Source organism: Spirosoma spitsbergense DSM 19989, assembly GCF_000374085.1.
Taxonomy (GTDB): domain Bacteria; phylum Bacteroidota; class Bacteroidia; order Cytophagales; family Spirosomataceae; genus Spirosoma; species Spirosoma spitsbergense.
The window spans coordinates 59,975-83,331 of the sequence record NZ_KB893592.1; the positions used below are offsets into that span (position 1 = coordinate 59,975).

Genomic DNA, 23,357 nt, shown 5'->3' on the forward strand with positions numbered 1-23,357 from the left:
ATTTGGATCGCTTTGGCTCTTTTTGATGCGCTCAGCATACCTTTTATCAAACTACTGTTGCCGACGACATCATCGTCTTTGTTGACCGGTTACAAAACGCCATCGACAGCTGCGGTCAGCGGGCGTTTTACCGGTCTATGGACCACCCGCCTTTTATGGAACGGTGCCCGCGCAAGAAGCCGGGTCAGGCAACAAAAAGGCGTTCGCACTGGTTTTGATCACCCGTGCGAACGCCAAAAGATATGGGCTAGACAGACCTACTTAAAATCGATCGTCGTCATCCTCCTCTTCTTCTCCGAAATCAGAACCCGGATTGAACATGGACCCAAGCAGGTCTTTGAACGATAGACCGGTATCCATTGCCTTTTTGCCCACCAGCGAGTGCTCCGCTAATCCATGCAGGGCAAACTCCATCATAAACAGCTTTTCGGATTTGCTCAGTTTCGGGTGAAACTGATCCACAATATCGTCCAGCCCATCAATCGTTTGCAGCCGGGCTTCGTAATCCCGGTTGGTCAGATCATTTAGAATGTCCATCGTATTCCCGTCGCCAAACCAGTCGGTCACTTTCCGGTACGCGTTTCCACGCTTGTCTTTCTTGGCTTTTTCCGGATTCGGAAAGTATTGCAGAAACTGATTCCGGATGGCTTTCCCGATCAGGTTCTGCGCCACAATAACCGGCCCTTCTACTTCGCCTTCGTACACCAGTTCGACTTTACCACAAATGGCAGGAACCACCCCGTATAGATCGGCAATGCGGACGTGCGTTTCTTTTTCGCCGTTGAGCAGCGTCCGTCGTTCGGCGGAGGAGAGTAAGTTTTCGTAAGCCGAAATGGTCATCCGGGCCGAAACGCCACTTTTAGAATCGACGTACTCACTTTCTCGGGCTTCGATGGCAACCTGCTCAATCAGATCGGCAATTAGCTCGTTGGCCTTCACCATGCTTTTCTGCTCCTTCTTGATGACGGCCTCCTGCATCGTAATCTTTCTCCCAATCTCGATTGATTTCGGGTAGTGCGTCACGATCTGGGAGTCGATCCGGTCTTTTAACGGCGTTACAATACTACCCCGGTTGGTATAATCTTCCGGGTTTGCCGTGAACACAAACTGAATATCGAGCGGCAGGCGAAGTTTGAAACCCCGAATCTGGATGTCGCCCTCCTGCAAAATATTGAACAGCGAAACCTGAATACGGGCCTGTAAATCGGGCAGTTCATTGATTACAAAAATACAGCGATGCGAGCGGGGAATCAGACCAAAGTGAATGGTACGTTCATCGGAATAGGGTAGTTTGAGGGTAGCCGCTTTAATCGGATCGACATCCCCGATCAGATCAGCTACCGATACATCGGGGGTAGCGAGTTTCTCGGTATAGCGGTCACTGCGATGCATCCAGTCGATGGGCGTTTGATCACCTTTTTCAGCAATCAGATCAAGGGCAAAACGCGAAAGCGGCTCCAGCGGATCATCGTTCAGTTCCGCCCCTGCCACCACGGGGATATATTCATCCAGCAAATTGACCATCAAGCGGGCAATACGCGTTTTGGCCTGTCCCCGCAAACCCAGCAAGTTGATGTGATGCATCGACAGAATAGCCCGTTCCACATCGGGGATAACCGTATCTTCGTAGCCCCAGATACCCGGAAAAACGTCTTCCTTGTCTTTGAGCCGCTCAATCAGATTGTCACGCAATTCCTGTTTGATGGATCGGGGCTGGTAGCCAGCGGCTTTCAGTTCGCCCAGGGTATTGATAAGTACTAATTTTGATGCTTTCAGGCTGCGGTAGTTCATTCGTATAAGAGTAATGAGAAATGGATAATGGGCGTTATAAATGGGTGTCGAACCCGGTTACGGCTACGTATACATTACCCAATTCTTCTAACAGGCTTTAGTAGAAAATGGTTTTTCGTTCGGCAAATTGACTAATTTTACCAATTATGCGCCGGGCCGGAATACCCGATGCTCCTTATGAAGGCTACTATATCATTTTTCTTTTTGTTTGTTGTATTACTGGGCGTAACGAGTTGTCGCGTTCAGCGTAATCCTCCTGAATTAACGGGTTTATCGGCCTCCGAAGCGTTTGTAGGAGATCCATTACTCCTGACCGGATACCAGTTTGGCTCCAGTCCGACGGTAACATTTGGCCTGGCCACATCGGTTACAACAGCAGCCATTACCAGTCAGGACGAGAATACAATTCGGGTAACGGTACCGGGTATCAAACCCGGCCCGACTCAGATTCGGGTTCAGACGGACGAAGGAGTTTCGGACCCACTCCCTTTTACGGTCAAACAACCCACTCCCATTGTGGCCGCTATTAGCCCCACGAATGGGCTTCAAGGCACACTCGTTGTTATTACCGGCTCTTTCCTGAATCAGATAAGACGGGTTCGGTTCAACGATGTCAACGCGGAGATCAAAGACAGTACGGATCAAAAACTGACGATTGTTGTTCCTGCCGTGCTACCCCGTGGACCAGTTCCTCTGGTGGTTGAAACGGTAGGGGGCGCTATTTCCAGCAGGTTTATCGTAGCCGGAACGCCCCAGATTACCAGCATCAGCCCTTTACAGGCCAAACCTGGTGCAGAACTGGTTATCAAAGGGGTAAATCTGACGGATGGCCTTATCAGTATCAATGGGCTGGTTACCGACAAAGCAACGACAACCGTAAAGGACACCGAAATTCGCACCATTATCCCGGCAACGGCAACATCGGGTCTTGTACGGGTAAGCGTTTTTGAAGCGCTGCTGGCCAGTAGCACAGATACACTCAAAATTGTTCAGTCGCCCATCATTGCTAACCTGCTCGCTCAGGACGGTATAACGGGTGATAAGCTGACCATAACCGGGCGTAACTTCAAGGATATAACGGCCGTATCGTTCGGCAGTACGCCCGCCACCTTTCGCGTCATAAGCGACACGCAACTTGAAGCGACGGTACCCGCCTTACCAGTCTCCGGCCCCGTAACGGTGTCGGCCAGTAGTGTGGGGGGCAATACGACCGCTACTGATCCTTTCTTCTTCTACCTCCCGCCATCCAATCTGGTCGTTACGCCGGCCCAGCAACTGCGCGGCAGAACACTTACCATATCCGGCAAAAACCTGTATCGAATTACTACCGTTACGGTCAGTGGCATTCAGGTACCTGTCACCAGTCGAAATGAAGGGGTTGACCTGCTGATTGGGGTACCCCTCAATGCTATAAGCGGTCAGGTGGTTGTTTCGAGTCGGGCGGGTAGTGCTTCTGCCCCCCTATACGTGTTGCAGCCTCCCGTTATCACCGCTGTTTTACCCGCAAAAGCGCGACCGGGGGACCAGGTAGTGATACAGGGTAACTTCCTGCTGAATGCCCAGATTTTCTTTACCGGTGCCGCAGCCGCAGCCGCAGATGGCGGTAAAAATGAGGATACGGAGCGATGGGTTTTAGTGCCGACGGATACCCAGGCAGGGCCGATACGGATAGTCAATGGGGCCGGAGAAACCACCAGCACAACCTCTTTTACGGCGATTCGGTTGGTAACGATCACCGATTTTACGCCTAAATCGGCTAAAGTCGGGATAGAGGTTTTCTTTACCGGTCAGAATCTGGCCACCGTAACGTCCGTTAAATTCAACGGTGGCACATCTGCCCCGGCAACGTTCAGGGTATCGGGTGGCACGCTGGCCGTAACAATCCCGGCCGATGCCGTTACGGGTCAACTATGCCTGACCAATGACGCGGGTACCGTATGTACCAGTAGTAACTTCACCATTACCAAGTAGACCGCAAAAGATTGTTGCCCCGACGGAGCAGGTTCTACCCAGATTGAATTTGTCGAACCAGTACCTCGTTGATGCGCACGTAACTTTCGTGCGTCCAGCCAGCTACGTGCGGGGTCAGAACAACGCGGTCTGACTGACGCAGGTAATCAAAGCCTACCTGCTGACCCGGCGTTAGTTTGGCTAACTTTTCATTTTCCAGTACATCCAGACAGGCTCCCCGGATTTTGCCCTGCTGTAGTCCCCGTACGACGGCCTCCAGCGACACAATTTCGCCCCGGGCTATATTGATCAGGTAAAACGGTTTGGCAAACCGGTCGATAAACGCATCGTTTACCATCATTCGGGTTTCGTTAGTTAGCGGCATGTGTAGACTCAGCACATCTGCTTCGGCCATAATCTCGGTCATTGTAGCCTCCTGGGCCAATGCACCGCCGTAATTCGTCAGAAATTTATCGTAGGCCAGCACCCGGCATCCGAACCCCTTCAACCGTTGTGCCGTAGCCCGTCCATTGTTACCAAAACCAACCAGACCAACCGTTAGGCTCCCAAGCTCGTACCCCCGGTTGCCTTCCCGATCCCATATACCCTGCCGCACTTCCCGGTCCGCTTTCAGGATATTGGCAAGCAGTGCCAGCAACATACCAACCGTGTGTTCGGCCACGGCATCCCGGTTACCCTCGCCTGCGTGAAAAACCGCAATATCCCGACGTTTTGCGGCATCGAGGTCGATCAGATCCAGCCCGGCACCAGCGCGTCCAATAAAGCGCAGGATAGGTGCCCGACTAAGTAGTTCCTCATCAACATTCGTCTTGCTTCGAATAATAAGTCCGGTATAGGGAGCAAGCGATGCCAATAGTTCGGCACGGGTAATGGCTGGTTTATAGTCGTAGATAAAGCCCGCTGTATCGAGCATACCAAAGAGGGACGGATGCATCTCATCCGCAATCAGAATAGCAGGTTGATTCTGGAACATTCGGGGCTTTTCGTAACTTGCAGGCTATTAATCTCACATGACCACCTTATTTTCGACAGGATAAGGATATGAGTGAGTTTTTTGGCGAAACTACAAAAAGTATATGGAACCACGCCAACCGAACGAAGCAAACCAGTCACCACCTGCCAGCCCCAAAGCGGAGTCAGCAACAGATGCAAATCTGAGCAATACACCATCGCCCCAGCCGGAGAAGCGATCAGGCAATCAATCCCGTAACAACCGGCAGGATGTTCCGTACCGAGATAACAATAATCGGGTAGCCCCGGCTCCTGATGATTCGAATGGTGCAGACCAGCCAGCGCGTTCTTTCAAGCCCGTACCGAACCAGCGGAATAACCGCCAGCAACCGGGCCGCAATGATGAGCAACGGCAAAAGGGCCAGCGGGAAAACCGGCCGGAGAAGGGAAATCGACAGGACCGGGAGAACCGGCCGGAAAAAGAAAATCGACAGGATCAGGAGAACCGACAGGAGAAAGAAAATCGACAGGACCGGGAAAACAGGCCGGAAAACAAAGGGCAAAAACCGCAGGAAAACCGCCAGCGGGGAGAAGGTCGGCCTGACCGCGACCGGGGTAATCGCAATCAGCCGCGGGAATCCCTGGCGGGCGACCCGGATACCCGCGATTTTGGGAATCAGCCACCGGCAGCGACCGAATACGCCGGACGGGAAGACCGGCTGATTATCGGCATTTCTCTGGGCGATTACAACGGTATTGGCCCTGAAGTAATACTGAAAGCGTTGCAATACAATCGGTTACAGAAAATATGCACGCCCGTCATTTACGGCTCGATGCGGATTCTGAACCGGTATCGTAACCTGTTAAACCTGAAAGACTGGAACCTGAACGGTGCCCAGACAATTGGTCAGATCAGCCACAAACTAACGAACGTTATCACGTGCTGGCCCGACCAGAATCAGGACATCCAGCCGGGACAGGTAACGCCCGAGGCCGGGCAGGCAGCACTGGCCTGTTTGCAGCGGGCCGTGGATGACCTGAAAGACGGTAAGATAGATGCGCTGGTAACGGCCCCGATAAACAAGTACAATATTCAGTCGGAAGAGTTTAACTTTCCGGGTCATACCGAATACCTGGCGCAGCAGTTTGGCGTTCAGGATAACCTGATGTTTTTGGTTAGCGAGACCCTGCGCGTTGGCGTGGTAACGGGGCATGTGCCGCTGGGAAGTGTCCGGCAGGAAATAACCCCTGAACGAATTTCCCAGAAGCTGAAACTGATGATGCACTCGCTGAAACAGGATTTCGGCATCGACAAGCCGAAGATTGCGGTACTGGGCCTGAACCCCCACGCCGGCGAAGAAGGGCTGCTGGGTAATGAAGAAAAAGACATCATCAAGCCGCTGCTCACCCAATTACTGGAGAAAGGCGAACTGACTTTTGGCCCTTACCCGGCCGATGGTTTTTTTGGCACCCGAGCCTACCGAAAGTTTGATGCGGTGCTGGCTATGTACCATGACCAGGGTCTTATTCCGTTCAAGGCCATTGCCTTTGAGGAGGGTGTCAATTTTACGGCGGGTATGCCCGCTGTCCGAACATCGCCCGACCACGGAACTGCCTACGATATTGCCGGAAAAAACCTGGCTGATGAAACGTCCATGCTACAGGCCATTTATACCGCTATTGATGTAGCCCGTAACCGAAAAGAATACCTGGAACTGGAAGCGGGCAAATTGAAATAAACTAGTTTGACGTTTGTAGTTACACCGGACAATCAGAAAACCGACGTGGATTAAACTATATCGTGCAACTACAACCCGCAATGGCGGACCGGTTAAACCACAAACCACAAACGAATGTTAAAATCAATGACCGGCTTCGGCAACGCGACCGTAGAAGCCGGTGGCCTATCGGCAACGGCGGAAGTCAAAACACTGAATTCTAAATTCCTGGATATTTACTGCCGTATTCCCCGGCAATTTTCTGACAAGGAAATTGACTTACGGGCACTGCTTACCCAACAACTGGAACGGGGTAAGGTCGAGTTATCGATAAACCTTGCCCGTACCAATGCCGTTCGGCCAGGGGTTATTATCAACCGACCCCTGGTGATGGCCTACGTGAGCGACCTGAAAGAAACGGCCAACACCATGCTGATGAGCATTCCGGACGGCGATGTATTCCAGATGGCCCTCCAGCAACCCAACGCCTACCTGACCGAATCTGCCGACCCTACTGCCGATGCGTCGGAATGGGCGACGATACTGGCGGCCGTGCAGGAAGCCACCCGCCGATGCGATGCCTTTCGGAAGCAGGATGGTGCCGTGCTGGAGAGTAAGTTTCAGGAATATATTCAGATTATTACGGACCGGCTGGCCGATATTGAAGAGCAGGATGTGAAGCGTATGCCGGCGGTGCGCACCCGGATGCGCAACTCCGTAAAAGAACTGCTGGACAGCGAAACGTTTGACCAGAATCGCTTCGAGCAGGAACTGGTTTACTACGTGGAGAAGTTCGATATTTCGGAAGAAAAAGTCCGCCTAAAAAACCATCTCAGCTACTTTCTGGAAGTACTGGCCACGGAAGAAGCCAACGGCAAAAAACTGAACTTTATCTCCCAGGAAATTGGTCGTGAAATAAATACCATCGGCTCCAAAGCCAACGACTCGACTATTCAGCGGTTTGTCGTGCAGATGAAAGACGAACTGGAGAAGATAAAGGAACAGACAATGAACGTGATTTAAACGCTTAAACCACCCTGTTCTGGTGGTTTAAGCGTTCCTGTTAACCAAGCTTTTTTTGAATAATGGCCAAATCCTTCGCCAGTTTCAATAATTGCTTCATTAGCTCGGCGTTGGTAACCGTATCGAAATGACTGGTAGGACCTGGTGGGGGTGGTACCGGTCCAACACCACCAGGCAGGCCACCATCGTCGAACAGGTGTTTGCCAAAATTACGAATGATCTCCACAATCAGGGCTGGATTCTCCTTCAGATTGATGACATCACCGTAACGCCTGATGATGTCGGCGACAATTTTCTCCTCCATTTGCTTCGTCTTTTCCATAGCATTTTTAGTTTAACTCAATTGGTTCAAGATTCCTGTTCTGAATGGTTTAAGTCGTTCCCAGGTAATGAGCGTGGTTTTATGCCCGGCCAGAACGGGCATACTGGCGTGAATCATCCCGTAATTACAGTGGCCGGTAGGCAGCAAATTATTCCAGATCAGTAACCGGCCAGCTATAGCCTGCACCCGGATGTTCTGAGCCCGAAAGTGCGTCTGTCCCCCGGCAGCAGGCGTATCCAGGTAGATCAGTATCGTATGCTGTCGTTCACCAGCCGGGTCTTCTTCCCAATAACCGGCATCATGGTGGTAATCGAACTGACCGTTCAGATCATAATGCGTAGCCTGCCAGTATTCAAACCGTTGCCGGGATGTGCCCAGCAGGCTTTCGAGCCGGGTTTCCAGCTCGCCCATGAAGGCCAGTAGCTCATCGCTGAACCACTCCTGAGCCGCAGTTTCGCTGGTGCGCGATGCACTGTGAAACGACTCGATCTGGTTATTTTCTACTTTTTTGATGACGGCACTACGGTGCCAGAAGGCAAATTCCAGTTCCTCCCGAACAAACGCGCACTGGGCATCGGTCAGAAAACCGTCCAGCCAGAACAGGTTTTTTTTATCTACAGTCGCTATTGGCTGCTCAGTCGATTGCTTCATGGCTAATCAGGGTTCGAAAAATATACGTTTCATACGCCTGACGACTGCGGACGGTACCCAGCCCATAGCGACCCGTTAGCTGACCTTCATAGAGCGAGCGGATGCGTTCAGACGATATTTTTTCCTGTTCCGTCCAGGTTGCGTGATCGGCCCAGTGTGGTGTACGGGTTCGGCGGTCGTAGGCGTGCCAGCCCACTACCCGATGTGGATGAAACAAATCATAACCGGCCGTAAAAGCCCGCAGGCTGGTGACCACCTCATCCCCAAAAAAATAAATACCCGGATCGAATGTGATGTCGCGGTTAAACTGCCCGGCGGTAAACAAAAAATGCAGCGACACAAAGTGTGCTGGCCGGGGGCCATCGAGTTGCTTCCAGAAGGGTATTGGGTAACTGACCAATTTCGTCAACAAGCCGTTTTCGTGATCGAGGGGATAGATCTGCATCGGTTTATGGAGCCGACCGTGCGGTTCATTGACCGGATCATAAGGGGGCAGATAACCGCTAAGAATCGGTTTCTCAACGTGCTGTTGCCTCAACCCTTCGTACATGTCGATGAGCAGTTGATCCCAGCCCCGCACAAACCGCTGATGCGAATCGATCAGCAATGTATACGGTTCCCCCTGCCAGCCCTGTTGCAGTAGATTTCGTGCCCAGTTGCACCCTTTACTTTCCTGATAAGGCACCTCCGTTATATCAATAGCATACTGCGTGATCAGGCTGCGGGGTAACCACTCAGTCGGCCCGCGCTGCCAGACAATTCCAATGCGGATACGGCTGGCGTTCGTTGCCATTCTGAGCAGACTTTGCAACGTTTTGGGCAGTTCTGAATCGCGATAGGCGGGTATCTGAACGTATATCTCTGCCATGACCGGGTAGCTTTTGCGTACAAAAAGTTACCCTTATCTGATACGCTATCGAATTTTGGGTTAGTAAATGGTATACGTTAATTAGCAACCGGTACAAACTACGCTCCTCCCCCTCAGCTACTTTTTGGAAGTACTGGCCACGCAAGAAGCCAACGGCAAAAAACTGAACTTTATCTCCCAGGAAATTGGTCGTGAAATAAATACCATCGGCTCCAAAGCCAACGACTCGACTATTCAGCGGTTTGTCGTGCAGATGAAAGATGAACTGGAGAAGATAAAGGAACAAACGATGAATGTGATTCAGAAACGTTGTTCAGGAATGGTTGCCGCGTCGGAGATAAACAGATAACAACGGGCGAGGTTGAAGGGGTACTATAAAAAACGCTTCCGCAGCTGCCCAATCGTCTGGTTAATATCCGATGATAGACTGAACCCGACAACAGCTCCACCGAACAGGGCCGTAATCAGGGCCGACCGACCGGCCATATCCAGCAGAACGCGGGTGGTTGTGGCAGTTGGTGCCGGGTAAGGATATTGTACAGAAATCCACCACACGCCTGCGCCCAGTAACACAACCAGTCCATTTCGCCAGGTGAACGGCTGCATGTTGAACGCAAACCCGACGAACAGCGTCCGGGCCAGATTGTACAGGAACGTAGCCAGTGCCGCCCCAATAGCCGCCCCATTGATACCAAATCGGGGAATCAGGTATAGGTTAACTGCAATAGTGATAAAAATCAGCACAACAAAAAACAGCGAGTCGTAGGTGTAAAAGCGCGACGTGTTTAGGATGATGCCATTCACGCCCGTGGCCATGTCGATGAGTTTGCCAAGACCCAGCCACAAGATGACGTAGTACCCCGCTTCGTAGCTTGGCGGCAGAAACCGGAACACATTGGGCAGGTTGGCGGCCACCCCAACAAATACCAGACACCCCGCAATGAGTTGATTCAGGCAGCTTTTCCGATAGATACTGGCGATATTCTCCAGGTCGTTCGTTTTCCAAGACTCCGCAATCAACGCCCCCGACACCTTGTAGAGAGCCGTGGCGGGTACGGCAATAACGGCGGCAAAGTAGGAAGCCGTGCCGTATACACCCGTATCGCCCAGGCCCTGTTTGCTGTTAATCATCACCTTATCAATCGTCAGAATAATTTGCGACGATAGGGCCGTGGTGAGGGTCAAGGCTGCGTAGCGCGTCAGGTTTCGGCGCAATTCGGGGTCGAGGTTAAGGAAACGCCGATGAAGAAACAACGCTTTATCACGAACAACGCTGACCACCATCAGCATCGTTTGCAGAAAGAAAGCCAGTAGCCACAGGCCCAGAAACTGCGGGAACGTAACCCATCCCAGCCAGTAAATCACCCCCGCCAGTAAAATCAGCAGCCGCTGCACAAACTGCTGCAGCACCGTGCCCGTAACGGGGTTGTATAACAGCCGGGAGTAGTTGTCGAAAACGGCAAAGTAAACGGTGAACAGCGTTAGCGGAATGAGCAGGTAATAGTAGTCGGTAAACAACGCCGACTCACCTCCGCTGCTCGCAATAAACCAGGGTCGGGCCAGCCACAGCCCCAGCACACACAGGCCAAAACCAACAAGTGTTGTCAGACTTGTTAGGAACAGATAGCCGTTATGTTGCCGGTCGGGGTTGCGGAAATACGGAAAATACCGCCCTCCCGCGCCGTTGGTACCCAGGTTGGCAAATTGGGCCAGCACCTGCGCCAGAGAAATCAGCAGCGTCAATAACCCGACCTGCGCCTTGCTGAACAGATTCGGAAAGAAAAGTCCCTGCGTTAAAAAGCCCACCGCCACCCCCGCGTAGGTGTACACCGAACTCTGAATCGTCTGCCGTTTTATGATACCCATTCTTGAGAATGAGCGAATGAATGAATGAGCGAATGAGTGAATAGCTGGCGCGAGCACTTTGTTTACGCCAGCTATTCACTCATTCACTCATTCATTCATTCGCAATTAGGTTCCAGTCCAGTGCCGTGCCTGCTTCGATGTTCTGCGTGGCGGCTTTGCCGATGATGCCGTCGTAGTAGCGGGTGTGCAGACCGTTCGCCGGGCGAATACTGCGCACAGTGTCGGGCGTGAAGCGTTCACCCGCCTGCATGGCGCGCACGACGTACAGCGACCGTTTGAATTGCAGACTTTTCGCTTCTTTCGGGGTGAGAGTATAACTAATCTGCCCCATTGCCAACTGCGCCCGTTCGGTTTCAACGACGAGGTTTTTAAGTTCGTCGGGTTCCAGCGAGAAGGCAGAATCGACCCCTCCATCGGCCCGGCGCAGTGTAACGTGTTTCTCCAGCACTACGGCTCCCAACGCCACCGCTGCCACGGCCGCCCCGATGCCCATGGTATGGTCAGAAAGGCCAACGGGTACATCGAAGAGTTGCCGCATATGCGGAATGGTGAGCAGGTTAGTCGTTTCGGGCGTGGCCGGGTAAGTGCTCGTGCATTTGAGCAAAATGAGGTCTTTACACCCATTGGCCCTGAGAACCTTTACCGACTCCTCTAGGTCAGCCACGGAGGCTACACCCGTACTCATAATGACCGGCTTACCAGTTTGGGCTACTTTTTTGAGCAGGATATGGTCTGTATTTTCAAACGAAGCAATTTTATAAAGGGGCACATCCAGCGATTCCAGAAAGTCGACCGCCGTGGTGTCGAACGGCGAACTGAAAGCGATCATACCCCGCTTTTTGGCGTGGTCGAAAATAGGTTTGTGCCACTCCCAGGGTGTGTACGCTTCGGCGTAGAGTTTATACAGGTTCTTATCGGCCCAGAGCGATTTGGCATCCCGAATGTAAAACTCTTCCGAAGCTCCGTTGAATGTAATCGTATCGGGTGTGTACGTCTGAAGTTTAAGGGCATGGGCACCGGCATCCGCTACGGCATCCACTATTTCCAAAGCCCGGTCGAGCGACTGGTTATGATTCCCCGACATTTCGGCGATAACAAACGGGCGATGGACTGGACTTATGGTAAACTGGGCAACCTGAATCGGCTGGATACTACTCATTGACTGTTGATGTAAAGCAAACTTGGCGTATCAAATTTACCGCTTTCGCCCGACAGTACGAAACCTGCCCGCTCGAAGGCCCGCATCGACGCCCGGTTATTGGCCTTAATGTAGGCATGAATCGTAACCATACCCCACTGCTCCCGACATGCGGCACACCCCTGCTGAATTAGCTGAGTGGCCATTCCCTTGCCACGCTGACTGGCATCGACCGAGATACCGATAATGATTTCGTCGGGCATATCGGCTACGGGTGCTCGCTCGAATCGGACCTGCCCCACCGCCTGCTCCATCTCGTCGAAAAAGACAAGCAACAGCGCATTGGCATCGGTCAGTTTGCGCGTAAACCAGGCCGTGTGCGTTTCCAGTGAGATAGGGTTTGAATTGAACGATTGCCGCCGGGTATCGGGATCATTGGCCCAGTCGAAATAAAGCTGGGCATCGATTATCTGGGCTGTTCGGTAGACTAACTGAGCCATTTGACGTGTCGACTTATAGGGTTGGTGAAACAGTAGCAGGTGTCTATACAGTCCAGTCTCTTTCTGCAATAATCGGTAAAAACAAACGTCCGGTTTCAACCTATATAGGTTAAAACCGGACGTTATCTACTAATACTGAGCGACTATTTCTTCGCCGTATACGTTACTTTCCAGACATTTCCTTTCACCGAATCGCTGATATAGAGCGAACCATCGGGGCCCTGCGCCAGCCCTACCGGACGGGCTTTGGCATCGCCGGGGCTGTCCAAGTCAAGCTTACCGGCGTTGACACCGGTACCCGGTGTTCCCTGCTCCGGTACACCGGCAAAGTTCTCGGCAAATACTTCGTACTTCCCTGACGGACGGCCATCTTTCCCGAATGGAATGAAGGCCACAAAATAGCCGCCCTGTTTCAGTGGGGCGCGGTTCCAGGAACCGTGGAAACAGACAAAAGCTCCATTTTTGTAGCGGGCAGGGAAAGCACTCCCTGTATAAAATAACAGATCATTCGGCGCCCAGTGACCCGGAAACGCCATAATGGGCTTCTCTTTGCCCGCACACCGGTCCACCTTCGTACCATCACCGCCATATTCGGGAGCCAGAAATTTCTGATTCTTCACCTGGTTATTGTAGCAGTACGGCCAGCCGAAGTCATTGCCTTCTTTTACCATCAAAAACTCTTCGGAAGGCAACTCCGCACTCACTTCATCGGTAAAAGCGCCACCCCAGCTATTAAGCATATCGCGGCCATGTTGCAGGGCATAAAGCGTATTATTCGCCGTATTCCAATCGAGGGAAACCGCGTTACGGATACCGGTAGCGTACCGTTTTCCATCAGCCTTATGCTGGTTGAGTTTATTGGCATCGAACTGCCAGATACCGCCGTACTCTTCCAGAATGGGGCAGGGGTCCATTCCCATCGATCCTTTCTGCCGGTCTTTCTCCTGGCAGGCATTGGAGGGGGCACCAAAATTAACGAATAGCTTACCATCCGGCGAAATCGTTATCGACTTACTGGCATGCTGCCGCTGGAGCGTTAGCCCAACAATAATCGGCTCGGCAGGAGTCGTTTCCATCACCTTCCCATTCGTCAGTTTATACCGATACACCGACGTATCGGACGAAGCATACAGATAGTCTTTGTAGAGAGCCATACCCGTACCGGTGTAGTCACCAAACATCATGGTCTGGTCGGCCTTACCATCGCCGTTCGTATCGTTCAGTTCAACGATACCTTTGCCGTCGTTTAGTTTTTCCAGTTTCACGAAAACTGTTCCGGCCGGGTCCACCACAATATGCCGGGCTTTACCCAGGTTTTCGGCAAAGACCGATGCCTGGAATCCATTGATAAGTTTAATACCACCATTTTCGGGAGGTGTAGTTTTTTCCTGTCGGGTAATAGCCGACCGGGACTTTACGGGTTTTTCTGGTCCGGCCAGCGCCATGGAAGCAGCCGTTAGTAAAAGAAGTGTAAGGTTCATAGTGACATTAATTCGGTTTTAGATATGTCAAAAGAACGGATGGTTAACGTTAAAAGTTTTTGGAGGTATCTTGTTAATTACAGACTTTTACTGTTGCTAATGGGTATCCAGAATACCTACACTACTTTTCCGAATCTATGCTACTAACTACTAACTCAATTCTTCGCCGAACGGCTGTGCTTATGCTTGGTGTCCTGTTGTCGGCATCACTGTATGCACAGAGTGATTTACCGGCGATTGCCCCCTCGCAACTAACCTTACCCAAAGGCTGGCAACTGGCCGGGTCTGTATCGCCGGCAGCCGATGGCTCGTCGATGCGTCCACAATCGGGCAATACTGTTCTGACGGGTTCCGGAACCCCATTAACCCTGCTGACCCCGACAGATGATTTTCGATTGCATTTCAACCTGATGACGACACCCAATGCCGACGTTGTAGTGACATTACCTACCGGTCAGGCTATTAATCTGGGAAAAACACCGGAGATGATGCGCATTATGAAAGCCCCCGGTTTGTGGCAAACGGTGGATGTCTGGTACAAAACGGCGGGGCCTACGGGCCGCTCAGTCCTGGAGAAACTTGTCCTGAACGGGGTAACGGTTCGCGAAATGCAAACCTTATCCAATGATAAGTTAGGTCCGTTAACAATAGCTTCCGCTACCGGACCGATAGCGATTCGGAACGTAGGCTACCGGGTTATGTCGCCCCGCAAAGTAGCGCAGTGGAGTTCCCCTCTCAACTACACCATTGTTGAAGGGCAGTATATCGAAGACCGGGAGAACGCCCGTACCCGGAAAGTGCTGAAACAGGATACTACGTCCATGCTCAACTACGAGGTGTCGTACGGACAGCCGCGCCAGTATTCTATTCTGTTCACGGGTAAATTAAACGCCCTGACAACCGGCGACTACCAGTTTGAGCTGGACCAGGGTGGTGTAGGTGGCGTTTGGGTGGATGGAAAACCCGTCATTCCGGCCAGCCACCGCGAATTGGGACAGTCCACCACCGGCAACACCACGCTTACCGCCGGGCCACACACGGTTGAAGTCTATTTCTCAAGGTCCTGGTTCCGGCCGGGGCTTGGGTTATTCGTCTCGCAGGCCGGTACGCGTCCGCAACCGCTTCATGCTCCGGCCTCCTTACCCGAACCTGACCCTGTGGCCGTTATCAGTGTCAATCCGGATTACCACGATCCCATGAATCAGGTGCAGCGGATTCGTTCGTTCGTGCAGTTGCCGGGCGAGAAAGCCAAGCGGACGCACAGTATGTCGGTTGGTTCACCTACGGGTATGCATTACACTGTTGATCTTGACCAGATGGCCTTGTTACAGGTGTGGAAAGGTGACTTTGCCAACACCACCGAAATGTGGTATGAGCGGGGAGAACCACAGCTGCTTACTCCCTTAGGCGAAACGGTTTATATGCCCGGCCAAACGCCCCTGATGGTATTAGCAAGTGAATCAGCCGCCTGGCCCGATAGCGTCAGCGAGAATACCCTCCAGTATAAAGGGATGAAAATAGATAAACAGGGTACGCCAACGATGGAATACAAAATCGCGGGCACAACGGTCATGGATGCGATAAAACCAGATGGTGATGCGCTGACCCGAACCTTGACCTTAACCGGTTCGCCCAGTGGAACGCTTTATTGCCGACTCGCGGCCGGAACATCGGTGGAGGAAGTCAGCAAAGGGCTTTATGCCGTTAACGACCGTAGTTACTACATACGCGTCGACCCGAAAGCCAACGTAAAAATGCGTCAAAGCAGTGGTAAACAGGAGTTATTACTCCCCGTCGACATGAAGAAAGGAGCCGGAACAGTGCAGTATTCAATTATCTTTTAGTCATTCTGCTTCGTGGTCATTGATGGTCATTACGTTGTCGTTTGCTCCGCGTCATTCGTAGTCATTAGCCGTTGACTGAAACAATTCCAGACATTCATTGACAATGTAATCACCAATAATGACAGCCAGGTAAATGACACCATAACACCCATGAAGGATCCAATAACCTGGGCTGATTTTGAGAAAGTGGAAATGCGTACTGGTACGATTGTATCGGCAGAAGCATTCCCTAAAGCGCAAAAACCGGCCTACAAACTGACGATTGACTTCGGTGAGTTTGGTACCAAACGTACTTCGGCCCAGGTAACAGCGTTATATAGTATGGAAGAATTGATAGGAAAACAGGTGGTGGCGGTGGTCAACTTTCCGCCTAAACAGATTGCTACCTTTATGAGCGAATGTCTGGTATTGGGAGCCGTTGCCACCGATGGCACCGTAACACTGCTCCAGCCCGAACGAAAAACCGAAAACGGACAACGCATTGGTTAAATTAATGTGCAATGAATAACCGGGTAGTTTGTCATTCCGACCGCCGGGAGGAATCTCAACTATCCTGAGGCTTGAAATTCTTCCCGGCGTTTGGAATGACAAATTCAAAAAACGGAGACGCGAAAAGAAGAAAATTTTGATTCAGGAGTTCAATGCTGAGTGTAAATTTCTAAACGCAGAAATTCAGGATTAATTGGCATAATTAGTACCTTTAAATAGACGGCGGAGATTCCTCCTACGTCAGAACGAATGGCCGTAGCCATGAAATACACATGAAAAAACTACTGATAGTCACTCTTTTACTCACTCATTCGCTCTTTCACCCTTTCACTCACTCTGCCTTTGCCCAGCGGCCGGCGGTGGAAGAGGATTATTACCGGATTGTAACCCTGCCCATCCCGGAGAACATCAAAATGGAGGTAGGAGGGCTAGCTCCCCTGCCTGATGGACGGCTGGCCGTTTGTACACGCCGGGGCGACGTATGGCTGGTTAGTAATCCATATATGCAGGGTAGCCGTGTGCCGACCTACAAAAAGTTCGCATCGGGTTTACACGAACCCCTGGGCCTGATGTGGCACCCGAAGGGCTACTTTCTGTGTACCCAACGGGGGGAAGTAACCAAACTCGTGGATACTGATGGTGATGATGTGGCCGACGAATACAGTTCGTTTTACAAATGGCCGCTATCGGGCAATTACCACGAGTACAGTTATGGCCCTCTGTTACTACCCGATGGCGATATGGTTATCACGCTCAACCTCGGCTGGATTGGCTACGGAGCCAGTCTGGCCAAGTGGCGCGGCTGGATGCTCAAACTAACCGAAGATGGTAAAATGACTCCCTGGGCAACGGGCCTGCGTTCGCCCGCGGGTTTTGGTATTCTGCGCGATGGCAGTATTCTGTACACCGAAAACCAGGGCGACTGGGTAGGTTCCGGCCGGATGACGCACCTGACCAAGGGTGCTTTTGCGGGCAATCCATCGGGGTTACGCTGGTCGGGTGAACCGGGGTCGCCACTGGCTCTCAAACCCAGCGATGTACCCAGCACGGGCAAACCCATGTTTGAGGTGGCCAAAACCATAAAAGAGCTGAAAGTCCCCGCCATTTGGTTTCCGCATACGCTGATGGGCATCTCTACCTCCGATTTCAAACAGGATACGACCAAAGGAGCGTTTGGCCCATTTGCCGAACAACTGTTCGTGGGTGACCAGGGGCACAGCAAGATTATGCGCGTGGCACTGGAAAAAGTGAACGGCGAGTGGCAGGGCGCCTGCTTCCCCTTCCGCGAAGGGTTTCAGTCGGGTATTATCCGCACCGTTTGGGGGCAGGATGGGTCCATGATTGTAGGTATGACCAGTCGGGGCTGGGCCGCTACGGGCAAAGATCCCTACGGCATTCAGCGACTGGTCTGGACGGGCAAAACGCCCTTCGAGATGAAAACTATTACCTCCAAGCCTGATGGTTTTGAGGTAACCTTCACGTTACCCGTTGACCGCAAAACCGCTGAAAACCCAGATAATTACAGCCTGAACAGCTTTACATACATGTACCACAAAACCTACGGCAGCCCTATCATCGATACCCGTACTGTACCTATCCGGGGCATAGTAGTAGCTCCCGATGGTATGAGTGCCCGCATTGTGGCCGACACCGTCTTGCGCGAGGGCTACATTCACGAGGTAAAAGCGGAAGGTGTCCGGTCGGCATCGGGTAGTTTAGCCCTGCTACACCCCGTTGGCTATTACACGCTCAACGCCATTGCTCCCGGCGAGAAGTTGACCATAGCGGCTCGTGCTTCGGCTCCGGCCCATAACCACGCCGATATGATGGCAATGGCTTCTACGAAAGATACTCCCCCTACCAATAGCAAAGGAAAAGCAGGAAAGCCAGCCGCAACAGCCCCGAAGAGTGCCAAACGCATCATAAGCATGCCCGACGACTGGACCAATGGTCCTGACCAAACGCTAACCATCAGCACGAAACCGGGGCTTAAATTCGATACCGACAAGTTGGAGGTGAAAGCCGGAAGTCGTATAAAACTCGTATTCAACAACAATGACGACATGCTGCACAACTTCGTGATTACGAAACCGGGAGAGGCCAACTCTGTAGGAGAAGCAGCCCTGAAACTAAACCTGAACGGCCCCAAAATGAACTATGTACCCAACACGCCCGACGTGTTGTATCACACAAATATTCTTCAGCCAGAGAGTGCGGAAACCATTTACTTCGTGGCCCCCGCCACACCGGGTAATTATCAATTTGTTTGCTCCTTCCCCGGCCACTACTCGCTCATGCAGGGAACGCTGGTAGTGAAATAGTAAACGTGTTAAATGGCAGGCCACGTCCGTTTTGCCAAGAGCTACGAAATCCGGTTGAGGTGGTCCTCAACCGGATTTTTCATTCCGTTCTTTATAGCATGCATGGCATCGTGTATAAACTGAGATAGCGGGATGAAAACGTTACTGAAAAACCACAAATTTGCAGACAAATCATCAACTAAAGTCGGTCTGATACGTTTCTCCTTGTAGTTCTGCATTCACATACCTGTAATGATCGCACATAAACTGAGTGGGCCCACTGTCATCCTGGTGGTAGCGCTGTTTCTCCAGCTTCCAGGCACGAGTTTATACGCCCAGCGCAAGCCCGACGAAACGTCTTACTATCGGACGGTACCCGTTCCAGCCCATTTGTTGCCCATCGAACGGGCGTATGGTTCTTCGTCATTAGGGAGCGTTTATTTTTATGGGGGTAAAAAACTCTCCTCACCCTATTCGCTGGAAATACCTTTTTTTGAACTCAACGATCCCGAAGTAACCCATCATTTCAAGGCCTTTCGAACGTTGGTAACCGTCGGTCGCCTAACGGCGTTAGTACCCCTGGCTTATATTCTATTTCAGAATAATAACCGCTACAACGGGGGAGCTTACTGGACGGTGTATGGCGGCTCGCTTGTGACCTCACTAACCCTTACAATAATTGGTAATGGACAGGTAAACAAAGCTGTAACACGTTATAACGACATGCTCAGCCAGCCCCGCATCGGTTTATCGGCTTCGCCCATTCCCATGACCGGACAAATAGCTGTTGGAGCGGGGGTCTCGCTGGGATTTTAACCGGCGAATTGTCTGTTGCTTAGTTAGAATGTTACCCCTTCTTTATGGAACTTCTGATGACTGTAGCCATTATCAGCTACATTATTTACCTCCGCTACTATGCCGACCTCCGGACCAAATCGGATAAAGAACTGGATCAGTTACAGATAGGGGTAAAACTTTACAATACCGGCCAGGTGGAGTCCGCTTTCCACTACTTCGATCAGACCATTCAGGAACATCCACAATGGAGCGTGGCGTACCTGTATCGGGCACGATGCCAGGTAAAACTCGGAAACATAGAAGCCGCCCTGTCCGACTTGAAAACCGGCGAAAGTTATGATAATACAGTGGCAGATATTCACACCGAAATTGGGCGAATTCTATATGACCGACAAGAATTTGATAACGCCTTTGCGGAGTTCGACAAAGCTGTTTTTCATTCGCAGGGCCGCGACTCAATGGCCTACTACTGGCGGGGGCGTACGCGGCAGAAACTAAATCAGCCGCAGGAAGCGCAGCACGATCTGGACCAGGCCCTTGCGCTGGACGAACAAAGCAAAAATGGACTGCCTCCGGCAAGCACACCAACCGTCTTTTTCGATAAACGCCTGCTGACCAACATTGCCTTTGTCCTGATCAATAGTATTGTGTTGCTGATTATTATCAAAAAATCACCGGTCATTCACTGGCCCTACATTATGGCGGCCAGTTCGGCAGCTGCCATCGGTTTTGCCGAACCGCGCAAAGGCTGGGTATTGGCTATCATCCAGTCGGCATCGCTCTGGATAGCATTCACCTTTTTCACCGACCATCCTACCAATAATGAACTACGCGGACTGGAAGCATTTAACCTGTACGGCTCCATCGGCCTAACCTTCGTCGGTAGTTTTATCGGGGGGATTCTAAAACGGGCGATGAAACCCAGGTGATTTTTAAACGCAGACGCGTGCAGTACCTCAATATAACGTTGCTCTTGCACGCATGGAGGATATTTCACACATCAATGAAAAAGGAAAACCCCTGATCGACTGCGTCACAGTTAATCAGGGGTTTTCTTAGTAGCGGGAGCTGGACTCGAACCAGCGACCTTTGGGTTATGAGCCCAACGAGCTACCAACTGCTCCATCCCGCGGTGTTTGGTCTGCAAAAGTACGACGACTTTCTACAAATACAACTACCTTTGTGTAAAAAAAGTTTATCTGCTATCGGAAACGTTTTCTGCTGGCAGGGAGTTGTTTGCTAAAGCCGCTGGTAATCAGCCAACGGGATCACCTCAATTATGGATCAGGAAATTACGGAAAATATCCCGGCTGGCGATCTGTCAGTCAACCACAAAGCCGGTTTTGTCAGTATTGTTGGCAAACCCAACGTAGGGAAGTCAACGCTGATGAACCAACTCGTTGGCGAACGGCTCTCCATCATCACCGCCAAAGCGCAAACCACCCGGCACCGAATTATGGGTATCCTCAATGGAACCCATAACGGCCAGGAATTCCAACTCGTTTACTCCGACACTCCCGGCATTATCAAGCCCCTGTACAAGCTCCAGGAATCGATGATGAGTTTCGTGCGCGGTTCCATCGAAGACGCCGACGTGATTCTATTCGTGACGGATATTTTTGAACTGCACGACGAAAATGACGTTATCGAACGACTGAAAAAGTCGGAGGTACCGGTTCTGCTGCTCATCAACAAGATTGACCACGCCACGCAGGAGCAGGTCAATGAAAAAATTGCATACTGGCAGGAGAACTTCACAGCACAGGAAATTATTCCCATATCGGCCCTCAATGGTTTCAACACGGAACATGTGTTTGAAAGTATCATAAGCCGACTGCCCCAACACCCGGCCTACTTTCCCAAAGATGAATTAACGGACAAACCGGAGCGCTTTTTTGCCTCGGAGATTATTCGGGAAAAGATTTTCCTGAATTACAAGAAAGAGGTGCCCTACAGCAGCGAGGTGGTCGTTACCGGTTTCAAGGAGAAAGAAGACATCATTGTTATTCAGGCCGAGATCCTGGTTGAGCGCGCTACACAACGGGCCATCCTACTGGGAGAGGGTGGAAAAATGATTAAAAAAACGGGCATCATGGCCCGCGAAGAACTGGAACGGTTTTTTGGTAAAAAAGTATTTTTAGAACAATTCGTTAAGGTCGAACCAGACTGGCGGCAAAAAGAACGCATGCTCAAGCGGCTGGGATACGACGAATAAGTCGGAGTCATAAGCTGGCAAACCCGCAGGTAACCTGTACGTAAACCAGCCACTGAAAATCTATTGACTTACTCATTTACGACTTCATAATCATGGCAAATATTGTTGCAATTGTTGGCCGCCCCAATGTGGGTAAGTCAACCTTTTTCAATCGTCTGACCGAACAGCGGCAGGCAATTATGGATAACCAAAGTGGGGTTACCCGCGATCGGCATTATGGTACGGCTGAGTGGAATAACCAATACTTTACCGTCATCGACACGGGTGGTTACGTAGTCGGTTCCGAAGATGTGTTTGAAGAATCTATTCGCGAACAGGTTGAGATAGCCATTCAGGAATCGACTGTGTTATTATTCCTGGTCGATACGCAAACGGGTATAACTGGCCTGGATGAAGACTTCGCCAATGTGTTACGCCGGTCCAATAAGCCTGTGTACGTCGTGGCTAACAAAGCCGAAACGGCAGAGCGTTCGCACAGTGCGGCTGAGTTCTACGGGCTCGGCCTGGGGGAACCTTACCCTATCTCGTCAATGACGGGTACGGGTACGGGCGATTTACTGGATGAGGTTATCAAGCATTTCCCGACAGCGGGCATTGAAAACCCGGATGCGGGTATTCCACGCATTGCCATTCTGGGTCGTCCTAACGTGGGCAAGTCATCATTCCTGAACGTGTTAACGGGTCAGGATCGCAGTATTGTAACGGATATTGCCGGTACAACCCGCGATGCGATTGACACGCGCTACAAGGCATATGGCAAAGATTTTATCCTGACCGATACAGCCGGTATCCGGCGCAAGGCCCGTATTAATGACAATATTGAGTTTTATTCTACCCTGCGCGCCATCAAGGCAATGGAAGAATCCGACGTATGTATTATCATGCTTGATGCTACCCGTGGCCTCGAATCGCAGGATTTAACGATTATCGGTCAGGCCGTAAAAGCCAAAAAAGGGGTGGTCATCATGGTCAACAAATGGGATGCGGTTGAGAAAGACCACCGTACAGCCGACGTGTTGCGAAAAGAAATGATTCAGCGGATGATGCCCATTGATTATGTTCCCATCATCTTTGCCTCGGTTCACGAAAAACAGCGTATTTTTCAGGTGATGGAAAAAGCGATGGAGGTGTTTGAAAACAAGACGAAGAAGGTGACTACTTCCAAACTGAACGAGGCCATGCAGCCCGAAATCGAGAAATATCCACCACCGGCGTTAAAGGGAAAGCACATAAAAATCAAATATATGCTACAGGTTCCAACGCCTTCGCCGACGTTCGTTTTCTTCTGTAACCTGCCTCAGTACGTGCAGGAGTCCTACCAGCGTTTTCTGGAGAATCGCCTTCGGGATCACTTCGATTTTACGGGTGTCCCCCTCACGCTCTTTTTCCGGCAGAAATAACTCGCTGAAGCAGTAAAAATCAGTCCATCGG

The 23,357-nt window shown here is 51.3% G+C and carries 19 protein-coding genes, 1 tRNA gene and 1 pseudogene; 11 read left to right on the plus strand and 10 right to left on the minus strand.

What is annotated here, in order from left to right:
• Nucleotides 1-261: 261 nt before the first annotated feature.
• Entirely contained in the window at nt 262-1,791 is a 1,530-nt protein-coding gene (locus tag B157_RS0128880; RefSeq protein WP_020606793.1) for a P-loop NTPase family protein, read from the minus strand.
• 177 nt (nt 1,792-1,968) lie between these two features.
• Here B157_RS0128880 and B157_RS0128885 point away from each other — a divergent pair, with 177 nt between their 5' ends.
• Nucleotides 1,969-3,762: an IPT/TIG domain-containing protein gene (locus B157_RS0128885; RefSeq protein ID WP_020606794.1), complete on the plus strand. Its 1,794-nt coding sequence runs from the start codon at nt 1,969-1,971 to the stop codon at nt 3,760-3,762.
• A 34-nt stretch (nt 3,763-3,796) separates the two neighbouring features.
• Here B157_RS0128885 and B157_RS0128890 read toward each other — a convergent pair whose 3' ends face one another.
• The gene (locus tag B157_RS0128890) at nt 3,797-4,735 is read right to left on the minus strand and encodes an NAD(P)-dependent oxidoreductase (protein ID WP_020606795.1); all 939 of its coding nucleotides are present in this window, start codon (nt 4,733-4,735) and stop codon (nt 3,797-3,799) included.
• A 103-nt stretch (nt 4,736-4,838) separates the two neighbouring features.
• Between B157_RS0128890 and pdxA the strand changes: the two genes are divergently transcribed.
• Both pdxA and B157_RS0128900 read left to right on the plus strand, forming a co-directional pair.
• Nucleotides 4,839-6,452, plus strand: a complete 1,614-nt coding sequence (gene pdxA, locus B157_RS0128895) for a 4-hydroxythreonine-4-phosphate dehydrogenase PdxA (RefSeq protein WP_020606796.1) — start codon at nt 4,839-4,841, stop codon at nt 6,450-6,452.
• A gap of 114 nt (nt 6,453-6,566) precedes the next feature.
• The gene (locus tag B157_RS0128900) at nt 6,567-7,454 is read left to right on the plus strand and encodes a YicC/YloC family endoribonuclease (RefSeq protein WP_026309041.1); all 888 of its coding nucleotides are present in this window, start codon (nt 6,567-6,569) and stop codon (nt 7,452-7,454) included.
• Between the two features lie 40 nt (nt 7,455-7,494).
• Here B157_RS0128900 and B157_RS0128905 read toward each other — a convergent pair whose 3' ends face one another.
• Genes B157_RS0128905 through B157_RS0128915 form a run of 3 tightly spaced genes read right to left on the minus strand, consistent with a single transcriptional unit; the run spans nt 7,495 to nt 9,295 of the window.
• Nucleotides 7,495-7,776, minus strand: coding sequence for a hypothetical protein (locus tag B157_RS0128905; RefSeq protein WP_020606798.1), 282 nt, complete (start codon nt 7,774-7,776; stop codon nt 7,495-7,497).
• 12 nt (nt 7,777-7,788) lie between these two features.
• Nucleotides 7,789-8,427, minus strand: a complete 639-nt coding sequence (locus B157_RS37010) for a 2OG-Fe(II) oxygenase (RefSeq protein ID WP_020606799.1) — start codon at nt 8,425-8,427, stop codon at nt 7,789-7,791.
• Complete coding sequence (locus B157_RS0128915) at nt 8,411-9,295, minus strand: GlcNAc-transferase family protein (protein ID WP_020606800.1); 885 nt, start codon at nt 9,293-9,295, stop codon at nt 8,411-8,413. Before B157_RS0128915 ends, B157_RS37010 begins: the two co-directional genes overlap by 17 nt.
• A 112-nt stretch (nt 9,296-9,407) precedes the next feature.
• On the opposite strand from B157_RS0128915, the pseudogene B157_RS0128920 reads away from it, so the two are divergent.
• A pseudogene (locus tag B157_RS0128920) lies at nt 9,408-9,644 on the plus strand (endoribonuclease YicC domain-containing protein); the annotation flags it as partial.
• 23 nt (nt 9,645-9,667) lie between these two features.
• On the opposite strand, the gene B157_RS0128925 reads toward B157_RS0128920, so the two are convergent.
• The 4 genes from B157_RS0128925 to B157_RS0128940 form a co-directional block, all read right to left on the minus strand.
• A complete protein-coding gene (locus B157_RS0128925; protein WP_020606802.1) occupies nt 9,668-11,161 on the minus strand; it encodes a lipopolysaccharide biosynthesis protein in 1,494 nt (497 codons plus the stop codon).
• Between the two features lie 91 nt (nt 11,162-11,252).
• The gene (gene pseI / locus B157_RS0128930) at nt 11,253-12,320 is read right to left on the minus strand and encodes a pseudaminic acid synthase (RefSeq protein WP_020606803.1); all 1,068 of its coding nucleotides are present in this window, start codon (nt 12,318-12,320) and stop codon (nt 11,253-11,255) included.
• Nucleotides 12,317-12,799: a GNAT family N-acetyltransferase gene (locus B157_RS0128935; protein WP_020606804.1), complete on the minus strand. Its 483-nt coding sequence runs from the start codon at nt 12,797-12,799 to the stop codon at nt 12,317-12,319. The genes pseI and B157_RS0128935 overlap by 4 nt, the downstream gene beginning before the upstream one ends.
• 143 nt (nt 12,800-12,942) lie before the next feature.
• Nucleotides 12,943-14,280 (minus strand): PQQ-dependent sugar dehydrogenase, encoded by a 1,338-nt coding sequence (locus B157_RS0128940; RefSeq protein WP_020606805.1) that lies wholly within the window; start codon nt 14,278-14,280, stop codon nt 12,943-12,945.
• 137 nt (nt 14,281-14,417) lie between these two features.
• Between B157_RS0128940 and B157_RS0128945 the strand changes: the two genes are divergently transcribed.
• From B157_RS0128945 to B157_RS0128975, 5 genes are all read left to right on the plus strand, one after another.
• Nucleotides 14,418-16,124, plus strand: coding sequence for a hypothetical protein (locus B157_RS0128945; RefSeq protein WP_026309042.1), 1,707 nt, complete (start codon nt 14,418-14,420; stop codon nt 16,122-16,124).
• 150 nt (nt 16,125-16,274) lie between these two features.
• Nucleotides 16,275-16,613 (plus strand): tRNA-binding protein, encoded by a 339-nt coding sequence (locus B157_RS0128950; RefSeq protein ID WP_020606807.1) that lies wholly within the window; start codon nt 16,275-16,277, stop codon nt 16,611-16,613.
• Nucleotides 16,614-16,885: 272 nt separating this feature from the next.
• Nucleotides 16,886-18,934 (plus strand): plastocyanin/azurin family copper-binding protein, encoded by a 2,049-nt coding sequence (locus B157_RS0128960; protein WP_020606809.1) that lies wholly within the window; start codon nt 16,886-16,888, stop codon nt 18,932-18,934.
• A 231-nt stretch (nt 18,935-19,165) separates the two neighbouring features.
• Nucleotides 19,166-19,729 (plus strand): hypothetical protein, encoded by a 564-nt coding sequence (locus tag B157_RS0128970; protein WP_020606811.1) that lies wholly within the window; start codon nt 19,166-19,168, stop codon nt 19,727-19,729.
• A 44-nt stretch (nt 19,730-19,773) separates the two neighbouring features.
• Nucleotides 19,774-20,640, plus strand: a complete 867-nt coding sequence (locus tag B157_RS0128975; RefSeq protein ID WP_020606812.1) for a tetratricopeptide repeat protein — start codon at nt 19,774-19,776, stop codon at nt 20,638-20,640.
• Nucleotides 20,641-20,770: 130 nt separating this feature from the next.
• Here B157_RS0128975 and B157_RS0128980 read toward each other — a convergent pair.
• Nucleotides 20,771-20,843, minus strand: a tRNA-Met gene (locus B157_RS0128980).
• A 147-nt stretch (nt 20,844-20,990) separates the two neighbouring features.
• Here B157_RS0128980 and era point away from each other — a divergent pair.
• Entirely contained in the window at nt 20,991-21,926 is a 936-nt protein-coding gene (gene era / locus B157_RS0128985) for a GTPase Era (protein ID WP_020606813.1), read from the plus strand.
• Nucleotides 21,927-22,018: 92 nt separating this feature from the next.
• The gene (gene der, locus B157_RS0128990) at nt 22,019-23,326 is read left to right on the plus strand and encodes a ribosome biogenesis GTPase Der (protein ID WP_020606814.1); all 1,308 of its coding nucleotides are present in this window, start codon (nt 22,019-22,021) and stop codon (nt 23,324-23,326) included.
• Nucleotides 23,327-23,357: the final 31 nt, after the last annotated feature.